The following is a 15,054-nucleotide window of genomic DNA, read 5'->3' as shown; positions in this document are numbered from 1 at the left end:
ATTACTTATTTTTTGTATTGCAAAATTAACATATGTATAGTTTGGTTACTGAAAAATTCATATTTGCATAAAAAATGATTTTTGTATTATAATTATAAATAAATCATAAACGTCACAAAGGATTTAGTATGGCAAGAATTTTGGCATTTGATATAGGTATAAGCTCTATTGGCTGGGCATTTAGCGAAAATGATGAGTTAAAAGAATGTGGAGCTAGGATTTTACAAAAGCTGAAAATCCTAAAACAGGAGAATCCTTAGCCTTAGACGCCTTGCAAGAAGTGCTAGAAAACACCTTGCTAGAAGCAAAGCAAGGCTAAATTACTTAGACATTTAATCGCTAAATTACGAAGATTATCAAAGCTTTGATGAGAGTTTAGCTAAGGCTTATAAAGGCTCTTTAATTAGCCCTTATGAGTTAAGATTTAGAGCTTTAAACGAGCTTTTAAGTAAGTAAGATTTTGCAAGAGTGATTTTACATATTGCAAAAAGGCGTGGCTATGATGATATTAAAAATAATGGTGATGAAGAAAAAGGCGAGATTTTAAAAGCTATCAAGCAAAATGAAGAAAAATTAGTAAGTTATCAAAGTGTAGGCGAGTATCTTTATAAAGAGTATTTTCAAAAATTCAAAGAAAATTCCAAAGAATTTATAAATGTTAGAAATAAAAAAGAAAGTTATGAACGCTGTATAGTGCAAAGTTTTTTAAAAGATGAATTAAAGCTTATTTTTCAAAAGCAAAGAGAATTTGGTCTTTCTTTTTCAAAAAAATTTGAAGAAGAGGTGCTTAGTGTAGTATTTTATAAAAGGGCTTTAAAGGATTTTTCTCATTTGGTGGAAAATTGTAGTTTTTTACTGGTGAAAAATGAGTGCCAAAAAATTCGCCCTTAGCCTTTATGTTTGTAGTACTTACAAGAATTATCAATCTTTTAAATAATCTTAAAAATACTGAAGGAATTTTATATACAAAAGATGATTTAAACACGCTTTTAAATGAAGTTTTAAAAAATGGCACTCTAACTTATAAACAAACAAAAAAAGCTTTTAGTTTTAAGTGATGATTATGAATTTAAAGGAGAAAAAGGAACTTATTTTATTGAGTTTAAAAAATATAAAGAATTTGTAAAAGCCCTAGGTGAGCATAGCTTAAGCCAAGATGATTTAAATGAAATAGCAAAAGTATTACCCTTATAAAAGATGAGATTAAGCTTAAAAAGGCTTTAGCAAAATATGATTTAAATCAAAATCAAATTGATAGCTTAAGCAAATTGGAATTTAAAAACCATTTAAATATAAGTTTTAAAGCCTTAAAACTTATCACTCCTTTAAAAAATACGATGAAGCTTGCAGTGAGCTTAATTTAAAAATAGCATTTAATGAAGATAAAAAAGACTTTTTGCCCGCATTTAATGAAACTTATTACAAAGATGAAGTAACTAATCCTGTGGTTTTAAGGGCGATTAAAGAATATAGAAAGGTCTTAAATGCCTTGCTTAAAAAATATGGTAAAGTGCATAAAATAAACATTGAATTAGCAAGAGAAGTAGATAAAAATCACAACTAAAGAGCTAAAATAGAAAAAGAGCAAAACGAAAACTACAAGGCCAAAAAAGACGCTGAACTTGAATGTGAAAAACTAGGCTTAAAAAAATAGTAAAAATATTTTAAAATTAAGATTATTTAAAGAACAAAAAGAATTTTGTGTTTATAGTGGGGAAAAGATTAAAATTAGTGATTTGCAAGATAAAAAAATGCTTAAAATTGACCATATTTACCCTTATTCTAGAAGTTTTGATGATTCTTACATGAATAAAGTTTTAGTTTTTACCAAGCAAAATCAAGAAAAACTTAATAAAACCCCTTTAAAGCCTTTGGCAATGATAGTGCAAAATGGCAGAAAATTGAAGTTTTAGCAAAAAACCTATCTATTAAAAAGCAAAAAAGAATTTTAGATAAAAATTACAAAGACAAAGAGCAAAAAGACTTTAAAGATATAAATCTAAACGATACTCGCTACATCGCAAGGCTTGTTTTAAACTATACTAAAGATTATTTAGATTTTTTACCTTTAAGCGATGATGAAAATACAAAATTAAACGATACACAAAAAGTCTCAAAAGTATATGTAGAAGCAAAAAGCGGTATGCTAACATCCGCTTTAAGGCACACTTGGGGCTTTAGCACTAAGAATAGAAACAATCATCTTCATCACGCCATCGATGCAGCAATTATTGCTTATGTAAATAATTCTATCGTAAAGGATTTTTCAGATTTTAAAAAAGAGCAAGAAAGCAACACTGCAGAGCTTTATGCAAAAAAATTAGTGAATTAGATTATAAAAACAAAAGGAAGTTTTTTGAGCCTTTTAGTGGTTTTAGGCAAAAGCTTTTAGATAAAATTGATGAAATTTTTGTCTCAAAACCTGAGAGAAAAAAGCCAAGTGGAGCTTTACATGAAGAAACATTTAGAAAAGAATAAGAATTCTATCAATCATACGGCGGAAAAGAAGGAGTTTTAAAAGCCCTAGAGCTTGGTAAAATCCGCAAAGTAAATGGTAAAATAGTTAAAAATGGCGATATGTTTAGAGTGGATATTTTTAAACACAAAAAGACAAATAAATTTTATGCTGTGCCAATTTATACTATGGATTTTGCTTTAAAAGTATTACCAAATAAAGCTGTAGCACGAAGTAAAAAAGGTGAGATAAAAGACTGGATTTTAATGGATGAAAATTATGAGTTTTGCTTTTCTTTATACAAAGATAGTTTGATTTTAATTCAAACTAAAGATATGCAAGAGCCAGAATTTGTTTATTATGAAAGGCTAGATAACTCAAATGCTAGCCTAACTGTTTCAAAACACGATAATAAATTTGAAACGCTAAGCAAAAATGAAAAAATATTGTTTAAAAATGCAAATGAAAAAGAAGTCATTGCAAAAAGTATAAGAATTTAAAATCTAAAAGTATTTGAAAAATATATAGTTTCAGTGCTTGGAGAAGTGACAAAGGCTGAGTTTAGACAAAGAGAAGATTCTAAAAAATGAGTTACGATGAAACTCATAGTATAAATGGTGTTTTTACTCCTTTTTTAGGGCATTTTCAAAGTGCAAAAATCACAAAAGAGCAAATGAATGAGCTTATAAATTTGGCTAAAAAAGCAAGCTTAAATGATAGTAAAATATTGAAGCTGTTACGGCGGCGTTGTATTTTAAAACTTTATTTGGTGCTTCTTTTTCAAGAGATGAGCTTTGTTTTGAAAATTCTGCTTTAAATTATGGCCATGCAATCATTAGGGCTTGTATTATTAGAGCAGTTTGTATCAGTGGACTTTTGCCTTGGCTTGGCATAAAGCACGATAATATTTATAATTCTTTTGCGCTTTGCGATGATTTGATAGAAGTGTTTAGGGCTAGTGTTGATGATTGTGTTTTAAAGCTTAAGGGTGAAAGTGAGTTTTTAAGCAAAGATGACAAAAGAGCGTTAATTAGCAATTTACAAAGCAAAATCAATTTTGATGGGCAAAATTATCCTTTAAATAGAGCGATAAATCATTATGTGGCAAATTTTAAAAATGCTTTATTGTATGAAGATGAACTAAAGATAGTGAAATTTGATGATTGAAGATAAATTTATGCGTGTGCTTTTGATGTTTGATGTGCCAACTAAAAGTAAAAAAGAGCAAAAACTAGCAAGTAAATTTAGAAACAATCTTATAAAATTAGGTTATTTTATGCTGCAATTTAGCGTTTATATGCGTATTTGCAAGGGTTTAAGTTCCGCAAAAAGTTCTATTGAAAATGTAAAAAAGATTTTGCCACCTTATGGAAATGTAAGGGCTTTAATCATCACTGAAAAGCAGTTTGATAAAATGGAGCTTTTGCTTGGTGGCATAGTTTTTAACGAAAAAGTTAATAACGAAACTAATTTAACGCTTTTTGATATAGATAGTCATGGAGAATTTAAATACAAAAATTCAAATAATGAAGAAATTCAAATAAACAAAAAACAAGAAAAATATCACCAGCAAAATTTATTTGAATTTTAAAAGCGGTTTTAGAGGATTGTAACCCCGCAGAGTCCCGCAAACTCTTTATTTTAGTCCCTTTTTAAATTTCTTATGAGATTATAGCATAATTTTTGCTATTTTTATTAAAAAACCCTGAAATTTTCATTATCTGGTAAATATCTATTTTACCATAAAGAAATTTAAAAAGGGACTAAAACTGCATGGAATTTATTTTCTTTATCTGCAAAATTTTACCATAAAGAAATTTAAAAAGGGACTAAAAACCCTAGTGGATTGAAACTCCGCTAGGGCTAATTACTCCACTAAAAGGAGGTTGCAAATTTGAAATTTATTGAAATTTATGGTTGATTAAAATCGAAATAAAATTATTTAAATAATTTTAAGGCATAAAGATAATATCCACTAAACTTTCATTTTCTAACATTTCACATTCTTTTGGCACCACCATAAGGGCAGCTTTATTGTTAAGATTGTTTATAATCGCACTAGAGCCTTCTTTTTTACCTTCAAGATTAGCTAAAATGCGTCCATTTTCAAACTTTATGTTACAAGCGACAAATTCCAAATAAGGTGTTTTTTTCTTGTAGCTTCCTTGTAAGAAGGCTTTGCAAATATAGTCTTTAGGCTGAAGTAACCAAGAGTTTAAAATCTCTCTTGCGTAAAGATTAAACATTACCATAGCCGAGTAAGGAAAACCTGGTAAGGCGATAATGAATTTTTCATTAGCCTTAGCTATTTTGATATGTCTGCCTGGTTTTATGTCGGCTTTATCGATGATGATTTCATATTCTTTTACAGCTTTTTTTAAAAAGTCAAAATCTCCCATAGAAACCCCGCCTGTTGTAATCAAAATATCACAACTTTGCAAAGCACTTTCAAGGGTCGAAAAAGTAGCCTTTTCATCATCTTTTAAAAGAGGAAAAACCCTTGTATCGCAATTTAAATTTTTAGCTAAATTAGCTATGGCGATATGATTTGAAGAGCGGATTTGAGCAGGATTTTCCAAGGCTTCTCCTAGATCTTTGATCTCACTTCCACTACTTAAAACCCCTACAATAGGCTTTATAAACACACTAATGTGAAAAAATCCAAGTTCAGCCAAAAGAGCTATCTCGCTATAATTTAACCTTGTGCCTTTTTTGAGTAAAATTTCATCTTTTTTATAGTTTTCTCCTACTGCACGCACGGCAAAAGCTTGAGGAACTTTTTTTTCTATAAAAAGAGTATCATTTTCTACGCGTACATTTTCAACAGGGACTAAAGTATCGCTTCCTTCGCTCATGAGTGAGCCTGTAAAGGTTTTTACACAAGTACCATTTTGCACGCTAAATTGTGGCATAGTGCCCGCAGGTGTGAGGCCTAAAATTTTTAAAGTTTTATTTTGATCTTCAAATTTGATCGCATAACCATCCATAGCCGAAGTTGGAAATTCAGGCTGATTTTTAGGGGCTTTTATATCTTGAGCTAAAATGCGTCCTAAACACTCTGTAAGAGCTATTTTTTCAATCTTTTCATAGGTTTTGATATGAGAATGTAAAATTTTTAAACTTTCTTCATAAGACATTAACATTTTTTATCCTTTTAAAAGTCCTGCACCGCAAAGTTTGGTTGATCTTTCTTTGGCATAAATTCTTTCTTTGTTTATCACATCATACTTCCAAATGGGTGCACTTGCTTTAAAATCTTCAACAAATTCATTAAGAAGTTTAAGTCCTAATTTTCTTTGTTTGCTTAAAATTCCTGCAAAATAAGAGCTTTCATGAACCGCCACATCGCCTATAGAGTGAGCAAAAAGCAAGCTAATACCATCAAAATCTACTCTTTTTTGCCACTCATCAAACCATTTTTTTAAAAGCGGTTCATAAATATCAAAACTAAGTGCCTCAATGCCTTCTTCTTCACGCACAATACCACAAAAAGTCAGTAAAGCACCGCAGTTTTTATCCTTGGCAAATTTATACCATTGGCTATAAATTTTAGGAATATCTAAAGAACCTTGATAAAGTGTAAAATGTTTCATTTAACCCCCACAAACTGGCGGTAAAAGTGCTATTTTATCACCATCTTTTAACTTAGTGTTTTCATCAAAAATGATTTCATCGTTTAAAGATACGGCACAAAGTTCTAGCCATTCTTTTAAACTCTCATCTTTTTGCAAAATTTCTTTTAATTCTTTTAAATTTTTTACCTCAAGTTCTAAATTTTCTTTATTTATGGGGCCTAAAAATTCCACTTTTACCATTTTATTCCTTTACTTCTAAATTTCCCATCATTCCTAAATCTTCATGTTCTAAAATATGACAATGATACATTCTAAGCCCTTTAAAATCTTGTTTCATTCTAAGTCTTAATTCTTCATTAGGACGCACATTTATAGTATCTCTTAAGGCTCTAAATTCGGCTTTTTGAACTTTGCCATTGAGTTTTGATGAGATGAGTTCAAATTGCGTGCCATGTATATGGAAAGGATGATCCATATGAGATTTGTTTATCACTATCCAGTCTTCAACTACTCCAAGTTTGGAGCTTAAATCAATGCGTTTTAAATCATAGCTTTTGCCATTGATTAAAAACATAGATGCAAGAGCGATTTTTAATTCGCTTTCACTTTTTCCCATCATACCATGCATTTGCATATGATCTTCACTCATGATTATTTCTTTAAATTCCTTAGGTTCTTCTGAAGGTTTGAAAATTTTTAATTTTTTTGGAAGTTTTACATTTTCTTTTTTTAGGTTAATATTGGCTAGAAATAGGGTATTAGGTTCTTCTTTTACCATCATTTTATCCCTATCATAATAAGCACTTTCTAGCTTAAATTCCCCATCTTTTGGAGCGTCGATTAAAACTTCTACACGAGAAGCAGGACTTAAGAAAAGTTCTTCTTTATAAATAGCTTTTTCTATAAGTCCACCATCAGTACCAACAAGTATAAACTTAGCTCCTTGTATGCGTAAATTTAAATATCTTGCCGCAGTAGCATTATAAATGCGTATGCGTTCGTTTGTGGCGAGTTTGATTTTAGGTTTAAATTGTCCATTAATGAGTACAAATTCTCCTTCTCTACCATTTAGCCAATCATTTAGGTTATTGTTTGGAATTTGAGCGTTTTCATCAAGACGCAAATCGCTAATCATCAAATCTTTTTCTTTTAAATGACTTAAAGCATCTTTTTTTGCTTTGATCACAAAAGCCCCTGCTAAACCCATAAAAACTTGTTTAGAAGCCGTATAATGAGGATGTGGATGATACCAGTAAGTTCCTGCGCTATCTTGAGGAATTTCAAAACGATATATTCTTTCTTCTCCTGCTAAGATAGGATCATGTGGGCTTCCATCTTGATCAGGTGGCACAGGAACGCCATGCCAATGTATAGTTGTAGCTTCTTTGAGTTTGTTTTTGACTAAAATTTCAAGTTTATCTCCTTCAAAAACTTCTATTTTTGGAGCAGGCACGAGGCCATTGTAAGTATAAAATAAGGTTTTTTTACCTTTGATAAGCTCTATATGATTTTCTTTGATTTCTAGGGTAGTACGAAAAATATTTTTTTCTTTACTTTCATTTTTGAGTAAAGGCAAGGCTTTTAAAATTTCTCCTTGGGGGAATTGTTTTGGATCTAAAAGCTTTAAATTTTTTGGAGCAAAGTTTATAAAAGAAGTATCTAAGTCATGATTTATAGAATGATTTTTATGCATGGAGTGCATATCGTACATAGGATTTGCATAGGCTACACCCATACTTGCTAGAGTAAGTGCATTAAATTTTAAAAAATTTCTTCTATTCATTAGTTTTTCCTTTTGCTTGATTTTTTGTATTATAGTCATTATTTTTTTAGTTTTAGTAAATATTTATTTTGAAAATTTGGTTTAATTTTGTTATGATTTTAGCAATTTAATCAAGGAAAAATAATGTTTTATGAAAAAATTCAAACTCCAGCTTATATTTTAGAAGAAGATAAATTAAGAAAAAATTGTGAGCTTTTAGCAAGCGTTGGTGAAAAAAGTGGTGCTAAAGTGCTTTTAGCTTTAAAAGGTTTTGCTTTTTCAGGAGCGATGAAAATTGTTGGAGAATATCTAAAAGGTTGTACTTGTAGCGGACTTTGGGAAGCAAAATTTGCTAAAGAATATATGGATAAAGAAATTCATACTTATTCACCTGCTTTTAAAGAAGATGAAATAGGTGAAATAGCCAGCTTATCTCATCATATAGTGTTTAACTCTTTAGCCCAATTTCATAAATTTCAAGCTAAAACACAAAAAAATTCCTTAGGTCTTCGTTGTAATGTTGAATTTTCTCTAGCCCCAAAAGAACTTTACAATCCTTGTGGAAGATACTCAAGACTTGGAATTCGTGCTAAAGATTTTGAAAATGTGGATTTAAATGTTATAGAAGGACTTCATTTTCACGCACTTTGTGAAGAAAGTGCTGACGCTTTAGAAGCTGTTTTAAAGGTCTTTGAAGAGAAATTTGGTAAATGGATAGGGCAAATGAAATGGGTGAATTTTGGAGGAGGACATCACATCACTAAAAAAGGCTATGATGTTGAAAAACTTATTGCTTTGTGTAAAAATTTTAGTGATAAATATGGTGTACAAGTTTATCTTGAACCAGGTGAAGCGGTGGGTTGGCAAACAGGAAATTTGGTGGCTAGTGTAGTAGATATCATAGAAAATGAAAAACAAATTGCTATTTTAGATACTTCAAGCGAAGCACATATGCCAGATACTATCATCATGCCTTATACAAGTGAAGTTTTAAATGCTAGAATTTTAGCCACAAGAGAAAATGAAAAAATTTCAGACTTAAAAGAGAACGAATTTTCCTATTTGCTTACTGGAAATACTTGTTTAGCGGGTGATGTAATGGGAGAATATGCCTTTGATAAAAAGCTTAAAATCGGCGATAAAATTGTTTTTTTAGATCAAATTCATTACACCATTGTGAAAAACACAACTTTTAATGGTATAAGACTTCCAAATCTCATGCTTTTAAATGCAAAAAATGAACTTCAAATGATAAGAGAATTTTCTTATAAGGATTATTCTTTAAGAAATTAGTATTATTTATAATTTGCATAAAATGTTAATTTTACTCGGAAGAGAATCAAAGATATAAATTTTATGCAAAGTATTTTATTTTTTCAAATATAAAATCAACTCAAATATCTAATTTTCAATACTTTGGTATGATTTTTTAATATTTTAAATCCTTGTGGAATTTTATTGAAATTCAGTGATTTTTAAATCAAATAGTATTAAGATAAATTGATTTAAAAATCGGCTTTAAAATGAATATTAGGTATATTTTGCATAATATTCATTCAAGCAAAATTTAAAGCTATTTTTGAAAATTTTGAATGCATGGGGGCTTTAATGGATTTGGAAAAATTAAGATTAGCTAGAAGTCTTTATTATCAATGTCTAGGAGAGCTTTTTGTTTTTTCATTTTCTGAAGAAAGATTGTCAAAATTACAAGAGTATTTAAAGACAATGCAAGAATGTTTATTTGATGAAAATTTAAAATCAAATTTTGATATCTTGCTTAAGCATTTAGATGATGAAAATTCTATACAAGCATTTTTTAAAGAATATGATTTGCTTTTTTTAAGTCTTAAAAACAGCATTCCAACGACTTTTTCTTACATAGAAGAAGGTTTTGAAAATTCAAATCCTTTACTTTGCGTGCGTCAAATTTTAGTCAAAAGTAAAATAAGACGCAATGAAAAATTTTTTAAAGAAAGTGAAGATAGTGTTGGATTTTGTTTATTGTTAATGAGTGAATTTTTAAGGCAAAATGAAGATGATTTAGCCAAAGAGCTTTTTGAAAAAGTGATCAATAAAAGCATTGATGAGTTTTTAGGCGATGTTTTCATGAATAAAAATGCGAATTTATATAAGGAAATTGCAAGTATTGCATCGGCTTTTATGGAATTTGAAAGACTTTGCTTTGAAGTGGAAAAACCTGCAAAAATAAATTCTAAAAAAGTGCAAAATGATCTATCGCGTTCGGAATTTTTAAGAAGAGAAGCAAATAAACAAAGGAGGACTCGTGAAAAATCGCAGGGAATTTCTTAAAAAATCCGCTTTTGCCTTAGGGGCTGCTGGAGTGCTTGGTAGCACAACTTTAGCTCTAGCTAAAGATGAAGAAAGAAAAGATTTGGTTAAAGGTAAAAGCAAGAAAAAAGAAGTGCTTTTTCAAAGAAGTGCTAATTGGGAAAATTATTATATAAAGGCTGAGTAATGTCAAGTGTAGGTGAAAATATCAAGCTTACGCGTCGTTCTTTTCTTAAAATGGCAGCACTTTCAAGCCTGGCAACACCGTTGCTTGCTAGAAGTGAAACTTTAAGAGAAGCGAGTGCTGATGAGCTTAAAGAAGCTTATGAAGGTAGTAAAAAAGTAAAAACAGTTTGTACAGCCTGTTCTGTAGGCTGTGGGATTATTGCAGAAGTGCAAAATGGTGTTTGGGTGCGTCAAGAAATCGCTCAAGATCATCCTGTGAGTTCAGGTGGACATTGCTGCAAGGGATCTGATATGATCGATATGGTGCGTTCACATGTGCGTTTAAAATATCCTATGAAAAAAGAAAATGGAGAATGGAAACGCATAAGTTATGAGCAAGCTTTAAGTGAGATCGGAGAAAAACTAGCTGCTTATCGTAAAGAAAATCCTGAAAGTGTTATGTTTTTAGGTTCTGCAAAACTTAATAATGAACAAGCTTATTATATAAGAAAATTTGCAGCATTTTTTGGAACGAACAATGTAGATCATCAAGCTAGAATTTGACACAGCGCAACAGTCGCCGGTGTGGCGAATACATTTGGTTATGGCGCTATGACAAACCATCTTGGAGACATCCAAAGAAGTAAATGTATCATTATCATTGGAGCAAATCCAGCGGTAAATCACCCTGTGGGTTTTAGACATTTCTTAAAAGCAAAAGAAAAAGGTGCAAAGCTTATCGTTGTAGATCCTAGATTTACAAAAAGTGCAGCAAAAGCGGATATTTATGCAAGAATTCGTCCAGGAACTGACATTGCTTTCATGTATGGAATGTTAAAAATCATTTTTGATGAAGGCTTGGAAGATACAAAATATCTTGATGAAAGAGTTTTTGGAATTGATAAAATTCGTGAAGAAGCAGCAAAATGGACAGCTGAAGAAGTGGAAAATGTTACAGGGATCTCTAAAGAACTTTTGGTGCAAATCACTCACGAAGTAGCTAAAAACAAACCAACTACGCTTATTTGGGCTATGGGTTTAACTCAACATACTGTAGGAACTTCAAATACACGTTTAGCACCTATTGTGCAAATGGTACTTGGAAATATAGGTAAATTTGGTGGTGGAGTTAATATCTTACGCGGACACGATAATGTTCAAGGTGCTTCAGATATGGCTTGTTTGAGCGAAAATTTACCAGGTTATTATCCTTTAAATGAAGCGACTTGGAGATACTATGCCAAAATTTGGGGTGTGGATTATGAGTGGCTTTTAGGAAATTTTGTAAGCAAAGATTGGATGCATAAAACCGGACTTTCACTTGCTAGATGGTGGGCAGCGGCTTTAAATGGAAAAGATGGCAATGATGCTATCGATAATGCAGGAACGCCTTTAAAAGCTTTAGTAGTTATGGGAAATGGTATCACTTCGACTGCACAACAAGTAAAAGTTAAAGAAGGTTTGGAAGCTTTAGAGCTTTTAGTTTTAGCTGATCCTTTTGTAAATGAAGCAGGGATTATTGCAGAAAGAAAAGATGGAATTTATCTTTTACCTGCAGCAACACAGTTTGAAACAAGCGGAAGTGTAACAGCAACAAATCGTAGCGGACAATGGAGATTTAAAGTTGTAGATCCACTTTATGAAAGCATGGAAGATCAAGAAATTTTATTTGAGCTTGCTAAAAAATTAGGTTTTTATGAAGACTTTACCAAGACTTTACGCGATGAAAAAGGTGAGATTGTTTGGCCTGAAAATGCAACAAGAGAAATTGCAAAAGCAGTTAGAAGTATAGGGCTTAATGGTTGGAGTCCTGAAAGGCTTAAAAAGCATACTTTATACTGGGATAAATTTGATGAGGTAACTTTAGAAGGAAAAGACGAAGTTGCTGGCGAGTATTACGGGCTTCCTTGGCCTTGTTGGAGTGATAAGCACCCAGGTTCTCCTGTGCTTTATAATACCGACATTGAAGTAGCAAAAGGTGGTATGGGCTTTAGAAACAATTTTGGACTTGAATATGAAGGAGAGAGTTTACTTGCTAAAAATGCACCTTTAAATTCACCTATTGATACAGGTTATCCACAAATTACTAAAGATAATATAGAAAAAGTTTTAGGTATTACTTTAAGTGCTCAAGAAAAAGAAAAAATGGGATCAACTTGGTCTTATGATGATAGCAATATCATAGCAACTAAATGTATAGAAAAAGGCATAGTTCCTTATGGAAATGCTAAAGCTAGAGCTGTAGTTTGGACTTTTAAAGATAAAATTCCACTCCACCGTGAGCCTTTACATTCTCCAAGAAACGATTTGGTGCAAAAATATCCAAGTTTTGAAGATCAAAAAGCGCTTTACCGCGTGGATACTAAATTTGTGTCTGTGCAACAAGCTAAGGATTATTCTAAAGAATTCCCGCTTAATCTTGTTACTGCAAGACTTGTGAATTTAAATGGTGCAGGTATGGAAAATAGAGCATCTATGTATCTAACGCGTTTAACACCTGAAATGTTTTGTGAGATCAATCCTGAATTAGCAAAAGAGCAAGACATTAAAGTAGGAGATATGATTTGGGTACATTCTCCAGAAGGTACTAAAATTCATGTAAGAGTGAAGGTTAATCCAGGTGTAGCAAAAGATATGATTTTCTTGCCTTTCCATTTTACAGGAGTTATGCAAGGCGTGGATTTAACGCACAATTTCCCAGAAGGAACTAAGCCTTATGCAAGTGGAGAAAGTGCTAATACGGTAACAAATTATGGTTATGATATCATGTGTCAGATTCCAGAGACTAAAGGTGGGCTTTGTAGAATCAGTAAGGATGGAAAATGAGTAAGGTAAATTTTGCAAATTTAGAAAAAGAACGCTTGAAATTCTTTTGTGATAATGAGCGTTGTATTGATTGTAATGGTTGTGCGGTAGCTTGTGATGAAGCACATGAGCTTCCTATTCATATTCGCCGCCGCCGTGTGATTACTTTAAATGAAGGAATTCAAGGAAAAGAAGTTTCAACTTCTATTTCTTGTATGCATTGTGATGATGCTCCTTGTTCTATCGTTTGTCCTGTGGATTGTTTTTACATCCGTGCTGATGGTATCGTTTTGCATGATAAAGAAATTTGCATAGGTTGTGGATATTGTCTTTATGCTTGTCCTTTTGGTGCACCACAATTTCCAAAAGATAGTGTTTTTGGAAATAAAGGCATTATGGATAAATGTACTATGTGTGCAGGTGGCCCTGAAGCAACGAATTCAGAAAAAGAAAGAGAACTCTATGGTCAAAATCGTATCGCAGAAGGAAAAGTTCCTGTATGTGCTGCGATGTGTTCGACAAAAGCACTTTTAGTAGGTGAAAGTTCTAAAATAGAAGAGATTTATCACAATAGATTGATGAATAGAAATTATGGCATTCCAAATCCTTCGGAAAGTTTGGAATGGAAGATTGCTTACACAGGAAAGGAACGCTTATGAGAAAAGTATTTGTAACGCTTTTATTAAGCGTAGTGAATTTATTTGCTTATGGTAGCGAGAGAATGGGACAAGATACTCAAATTTGGGATTTTCATCGTATTACAAATATCCCAAATTATGATACTTTTGGCAAACTTTGGACAACTTTGCAAGGTGAATATATAGCTACTATAGCTTTAATCGCTGTTATTGCGGTATTATCTGCATTTGCTTTGCATTATATGGTTATAGGACCTAAGCAATTTTCACACGATGGAAAGAAAATTTATGCTTTTACATTATTTGAAAGACTTTTTCATTTTATCGCAGCAATTTCTTGGGTGATTTTAGTGCCAACTGGTTTTGTGATGATGTTTGGGGCGACTTTTGGAGGCGGACTTTTTGTAAGGGTTTGTAAAAATTTACATGCTTTTGCAACGGTTTTATTTATCATCTCTATAATCCCTATGTTTTTATGGTGGATTAAAAGAATGCTTCCTGCAAGTTATGATATCAGATGGATGATGATAGTAGGTGGTTATTTAAGCAAAGTAAAACGTCCTGTACCTGCAGGTAAGTTTAATTTTGGTCAAAAATCTTGGTATTATATTGCTGTTTTTGGTGGATTTTTGATGATAATTACAGGTGGATTTATGTATTTTCTTGATTTTAATTCCACGGCAATTCAAGGTCTTTTTGGTTTAACTCAAATTGAACTTTTAAGAATTTCAGCTATAGTGCATAATTTCTTGGGTATAGTGTGTGCAGTGTTTTTTGGCGTGCATATTTATATGGCAGTATTTGCAATCAAAGGCAGTATCCATTCTATGATTAGTGGTTATAAAGAAGAAGAAGAGGTTTATATTTTACATTCTTATTGGTATAAAGAATTAAGCAATAAAAAGCAAATTGAACCTAGTTTTTCTTATGATCCTAATGTGAAAATTTAATTTTTTATCAATCTCTCTTAGTTTAAGAGAGATTTTTAAATTTAAATATTTATAAAATTCTTATACTTAAATTCGATATTTTATATTAAGGACTTTTTTTCATTAATAAAATAAGTTTAATTAAATTAGATTTTTATTTTGGGGTGAGATTTGATCTAGGCTAAACTCTCTACCAAAGCCTAGTAAGAATTTGTGTTTAAAGATTGACTAAGTAAGGTTTTAACATATTTTATTGTTTGATTAAATTAGCTATAAGAATAAGAACAATTAAAGCAATTATAAATATTGTTCTTTAATCATTCTAATCTCCATAAACACTAGGTTTTTTAAACTTTAGCATTTTTTATCTTTTTTTATTAAGGAATATTATTAATTTTTAAGATGTTTTTAAATTTAGTCAAAGTAAAAGTGATTA

General features: G+C 31.3%; 11 protein-coding genes and 2 pseudogenes. 9 read left to right on the top strand and 4 right to left on the bottom strand.

Annotation, left to right across the window (positions count from 1 at the left end):
• Nucleotides 1-128: 128 nt before the first annotated feature.
• The 3 genes and pseudogenes from cas9 (at nucleotide 129) to cas2 (ending at nucleotide 4,046) form a co-directional block, all read left to right on the top strand.
• Nucleotides 129-3,045: pseudogene (gene cas9 / locus AJ886_RS04270) on the top strand (type II CRISPR RNA-guided endonuclease Cas9).
• A pseudogene (cas1, locus tag AJ886_RS04265) lies at nucleotides 3,042-3,622 on the top strand (type II CRISPR-associated endonuclease Cas1); the annotation flags it as partial. The pseudogenes cas9 and cas1, both read left to right, overlap by 4 nt.
• The gene (gene cas2, locus AJ886_RS04260; RefSeq protein ID WP_002797817.1) at nucleotides 3,615-4,046 is read left to right on the top strand and encodes a CRISPR-associated endonuclease Cas2; all 432 of its coding nucleotides are present in this window, start codon (nucleotides 3,615-3,617) and stop codon (nucleotides 4,044-4,046) included. The pseudogene cas1 and the gene cas2, both read left to right, overlap by 8 nt.
• A 361-nt stretch (nucleotides 4,047-4,407) precedes the next feature.
• On the opposite strand, the gene AJ886_RS04255 is transcribed toward cas2, so the two are convergent.
• From AJ886_RS04255 to cueO, 4 genes are read right to left on the bottom strand one after another with little or no spacing between them, the layout of a single operon-like run.
• Nucleotides 4,408-5,598 carry a molybdopterin molybdotransferase MoeA gene (locus tag AJ886_RS04255; RefSeq protein WP_070240633.1) on the bottom strand — a complete coding sequence of 397 codons (1,191 nt, stop codon included), beginning with the start codon at nucleotides 5,596-5,598 and terminating at the stop codon, nucleotides 4,408-4,410.
• A 3-nt stretch (nucleotides 5,599-5,601) separates the two neighbouring features.
• The gene (locus AJ886_RS04250; protein WP_070240632.1) at nucleotides 5,602-6,048 is read right to left on the bottom strand and encodes a molybdopterin synthase catalytic subunit; all 447 of its coding nucleotides are present in this window, start codon (nucleotides 6,046-6,048) and stop codon (nucleotides 5,602-5,604) included.
• On the bottom strand, nucleotides 6,049-6,270 hold the full coding sequence (locus tag AJ886_RS04245; protein WP_002779488.1) for a MoaD/ThiS family protein: 222 nt from the start codon (nucleotides 6,268-6,270) through the stop codon (nucleotides 6,049-6,051).
• A gap of 1 nt (nucleotide 6,271) precedes the next feature.
• Nucleotides 6,272-7,813 carry a multicopper oxidase CueO gene (cueO, locus tag AJ886_RS04240; RefSeq protein WP_070285100.1) on the bottom strand — a complete coding sequence of 514 codons (1,542 nt, stop codon included), beginning with the start codon at nucleotides 7,811-7,813 and terminating at the stop codon, nucleotides 6,272-6,274.
• A 123-nt stretch (nucleotides 7,814-7,936) separates the two neighbouring features.
• On the opposite strand from cueO, the gene nspC reads away from it, so the two are divergent.
• From nspC to AJ886_RS04205, 6 genes are all read left to right on the top strand, one after another.
• On the top strand, nucleotides 7,937-9,085 hold the full coding sequence (gene nspC, locus AJ886_RS04235; RefSeq protein WP_070285098.1) for a carboxynorspermidine decarboxylase: 1,149 nt from the start codon (nucleotides 7,937-7,939) through the stop codon (nucleotides 9,083-9,085).
• A gap of 303 nt (nucleotides 9,086-9,388) precedes the next feature.
• Nucleotides 9,389-10,102 (top strand): molecular chaperone, encoded by a 714-nt coding sequence (locus tag AJ886_RS04230; protein ID WP_002851502.1) that lies wholly within the window; start codon nucleotides 9,389-9,391, stop codon nucleotides 10,100-10,102.
• Nucleotides 10,077-10,268 carry a twin-arginine translocation signal domain-containing protein gene (locus AJ886_RS04225; RefSeq protein WP_002851537.1) on the top strand — a complete coding sequence of 64 codons (192 nt, stop codon included), beginning with the start codon at nucleotides 10,077-10,079 and terminating at the stop codon, nucleotides 10,266-10,268. Before AJ886_RS04230 ends, AJ886_RS04225 begins: the two co-directional genes overlap by 26 nt.
• Nucleotides 10,268-13,072, top strand: coding sequence for a formate dehydrogenase subunit alpha (locus AJ886_RS04215; RefSeq protein ID WP_083267242.1), 2,805 nt, complete (start codon nucleotides 10,268-10,270; stop codon nucleotides 13,070-13,072). The genes AJ886_RS04225 and AJ886_RS04215 overlap by 1 nt, the downstream gene beginning before the upstream one ends.
• Nucleotides 13,069-13,710 (top strand): formate dehydrogenase FDH3 subunit beta, encoded by a 642-nt coding sequence (fdh3B, locus tag AJ886_RS04210; RefSeq protein WP_002851264.1) that lies wholly within the window; start codon nucleotides 13,069-13,071, stop codon nucleotides 13,708-13,710. The genes AJ886_RS04215 and fdh3B overlap by 4 nt, the downstream gene beginning before the upstream one ends.
• Nucleotides 13,707-14,639, top strand: a complete 933-nt coding sequence (locus AJ886_RS04205) for a formate dehydrogenase subunit gamma (protein WP_002862161.1) — start codon at nucleotides 13,707-13,709, stop codon at nucleotides 14,637-14,639. Before fdh3B ends, AJ886_RS04205 begins: the two co-directional genes overlap by 4 nt.
• Nucleotides 14,640-15,054: the final 415 nt, after the last annotated feature.

Origin of the sequence: Campylobacter sp. BCW_6465, assembly GCF_001762815.1 — a bacterium.
Lineage (GTDB): Bacteria > Campylobacterota > Campylobacteria > Campylobacterales > Campylobacteraceae > Campylobacter_D > Campylobacter_D jejuni.
This window is presented reverse-complemented; position numbering and strand designations above follow the sequence as displayed.

Coding starts and splice junctions, on each gene's coding strand:
- AJ886_RS04205 (WP_002862161.1), top strand. CDS start 13,707: ATGAGAAAAGTATTTGTAACGCTTTTATTAAGCGTAGTGAATTTATTT.
- AJ886_RS04230 (WP_002851502.1), top strand. CDS start 9,389: ATGGGGGCTTTAATGGATTTGGAAAAATTAAGATTAGCTAGAAGTCTT.
- cueO (WP_070285100.1), bottom strand. CDS start 7,813: ATGAATAGAAGAAATTTTTTAAAATTTAATGCACTTACTCTAGCAAGT.
- AJ886_RS04245 (WP_002779488.1), bottom strand. CDS start 6,270: ATGGTAAAAGTGGAATTTTTAGGCCCCATAAATAAAGAAAATTTAGAA.
- cas2 (WP_002797817.1), top strand. CDS start 3,615: ATGATTGAAGATAAATTTATGCGTGTGCTTTTGATGTTTGATGTGCCA.
- AJ886_RS04255 (WP_070240633.1), bottom strand. CDS start 5,598: ATGTTAATGTCTTATGAAGAAAGTTTAAAAATTTTACATTCTCATATC.
- AJ886_RS04250 (WP_070240632.1), bottom strand. CDS start 6,048: ATGAAACATTTTACACTTTATCAAGGTTCTTTAGATATTCCTAAAATT.
- fdh3B (WP_002851264.1), top strand. CDS start 13,069: ATGAGTAAGGTAAATTTTGCAAATTTAGAAAAAGAACGCTTGAAATTC.
- nspC (WP_070285098.1), top strand. CDS start 7,937: ATGTTTTATGAAAAAATTCAAACTCCAGCTTATATTTTAGAAGAAGAT.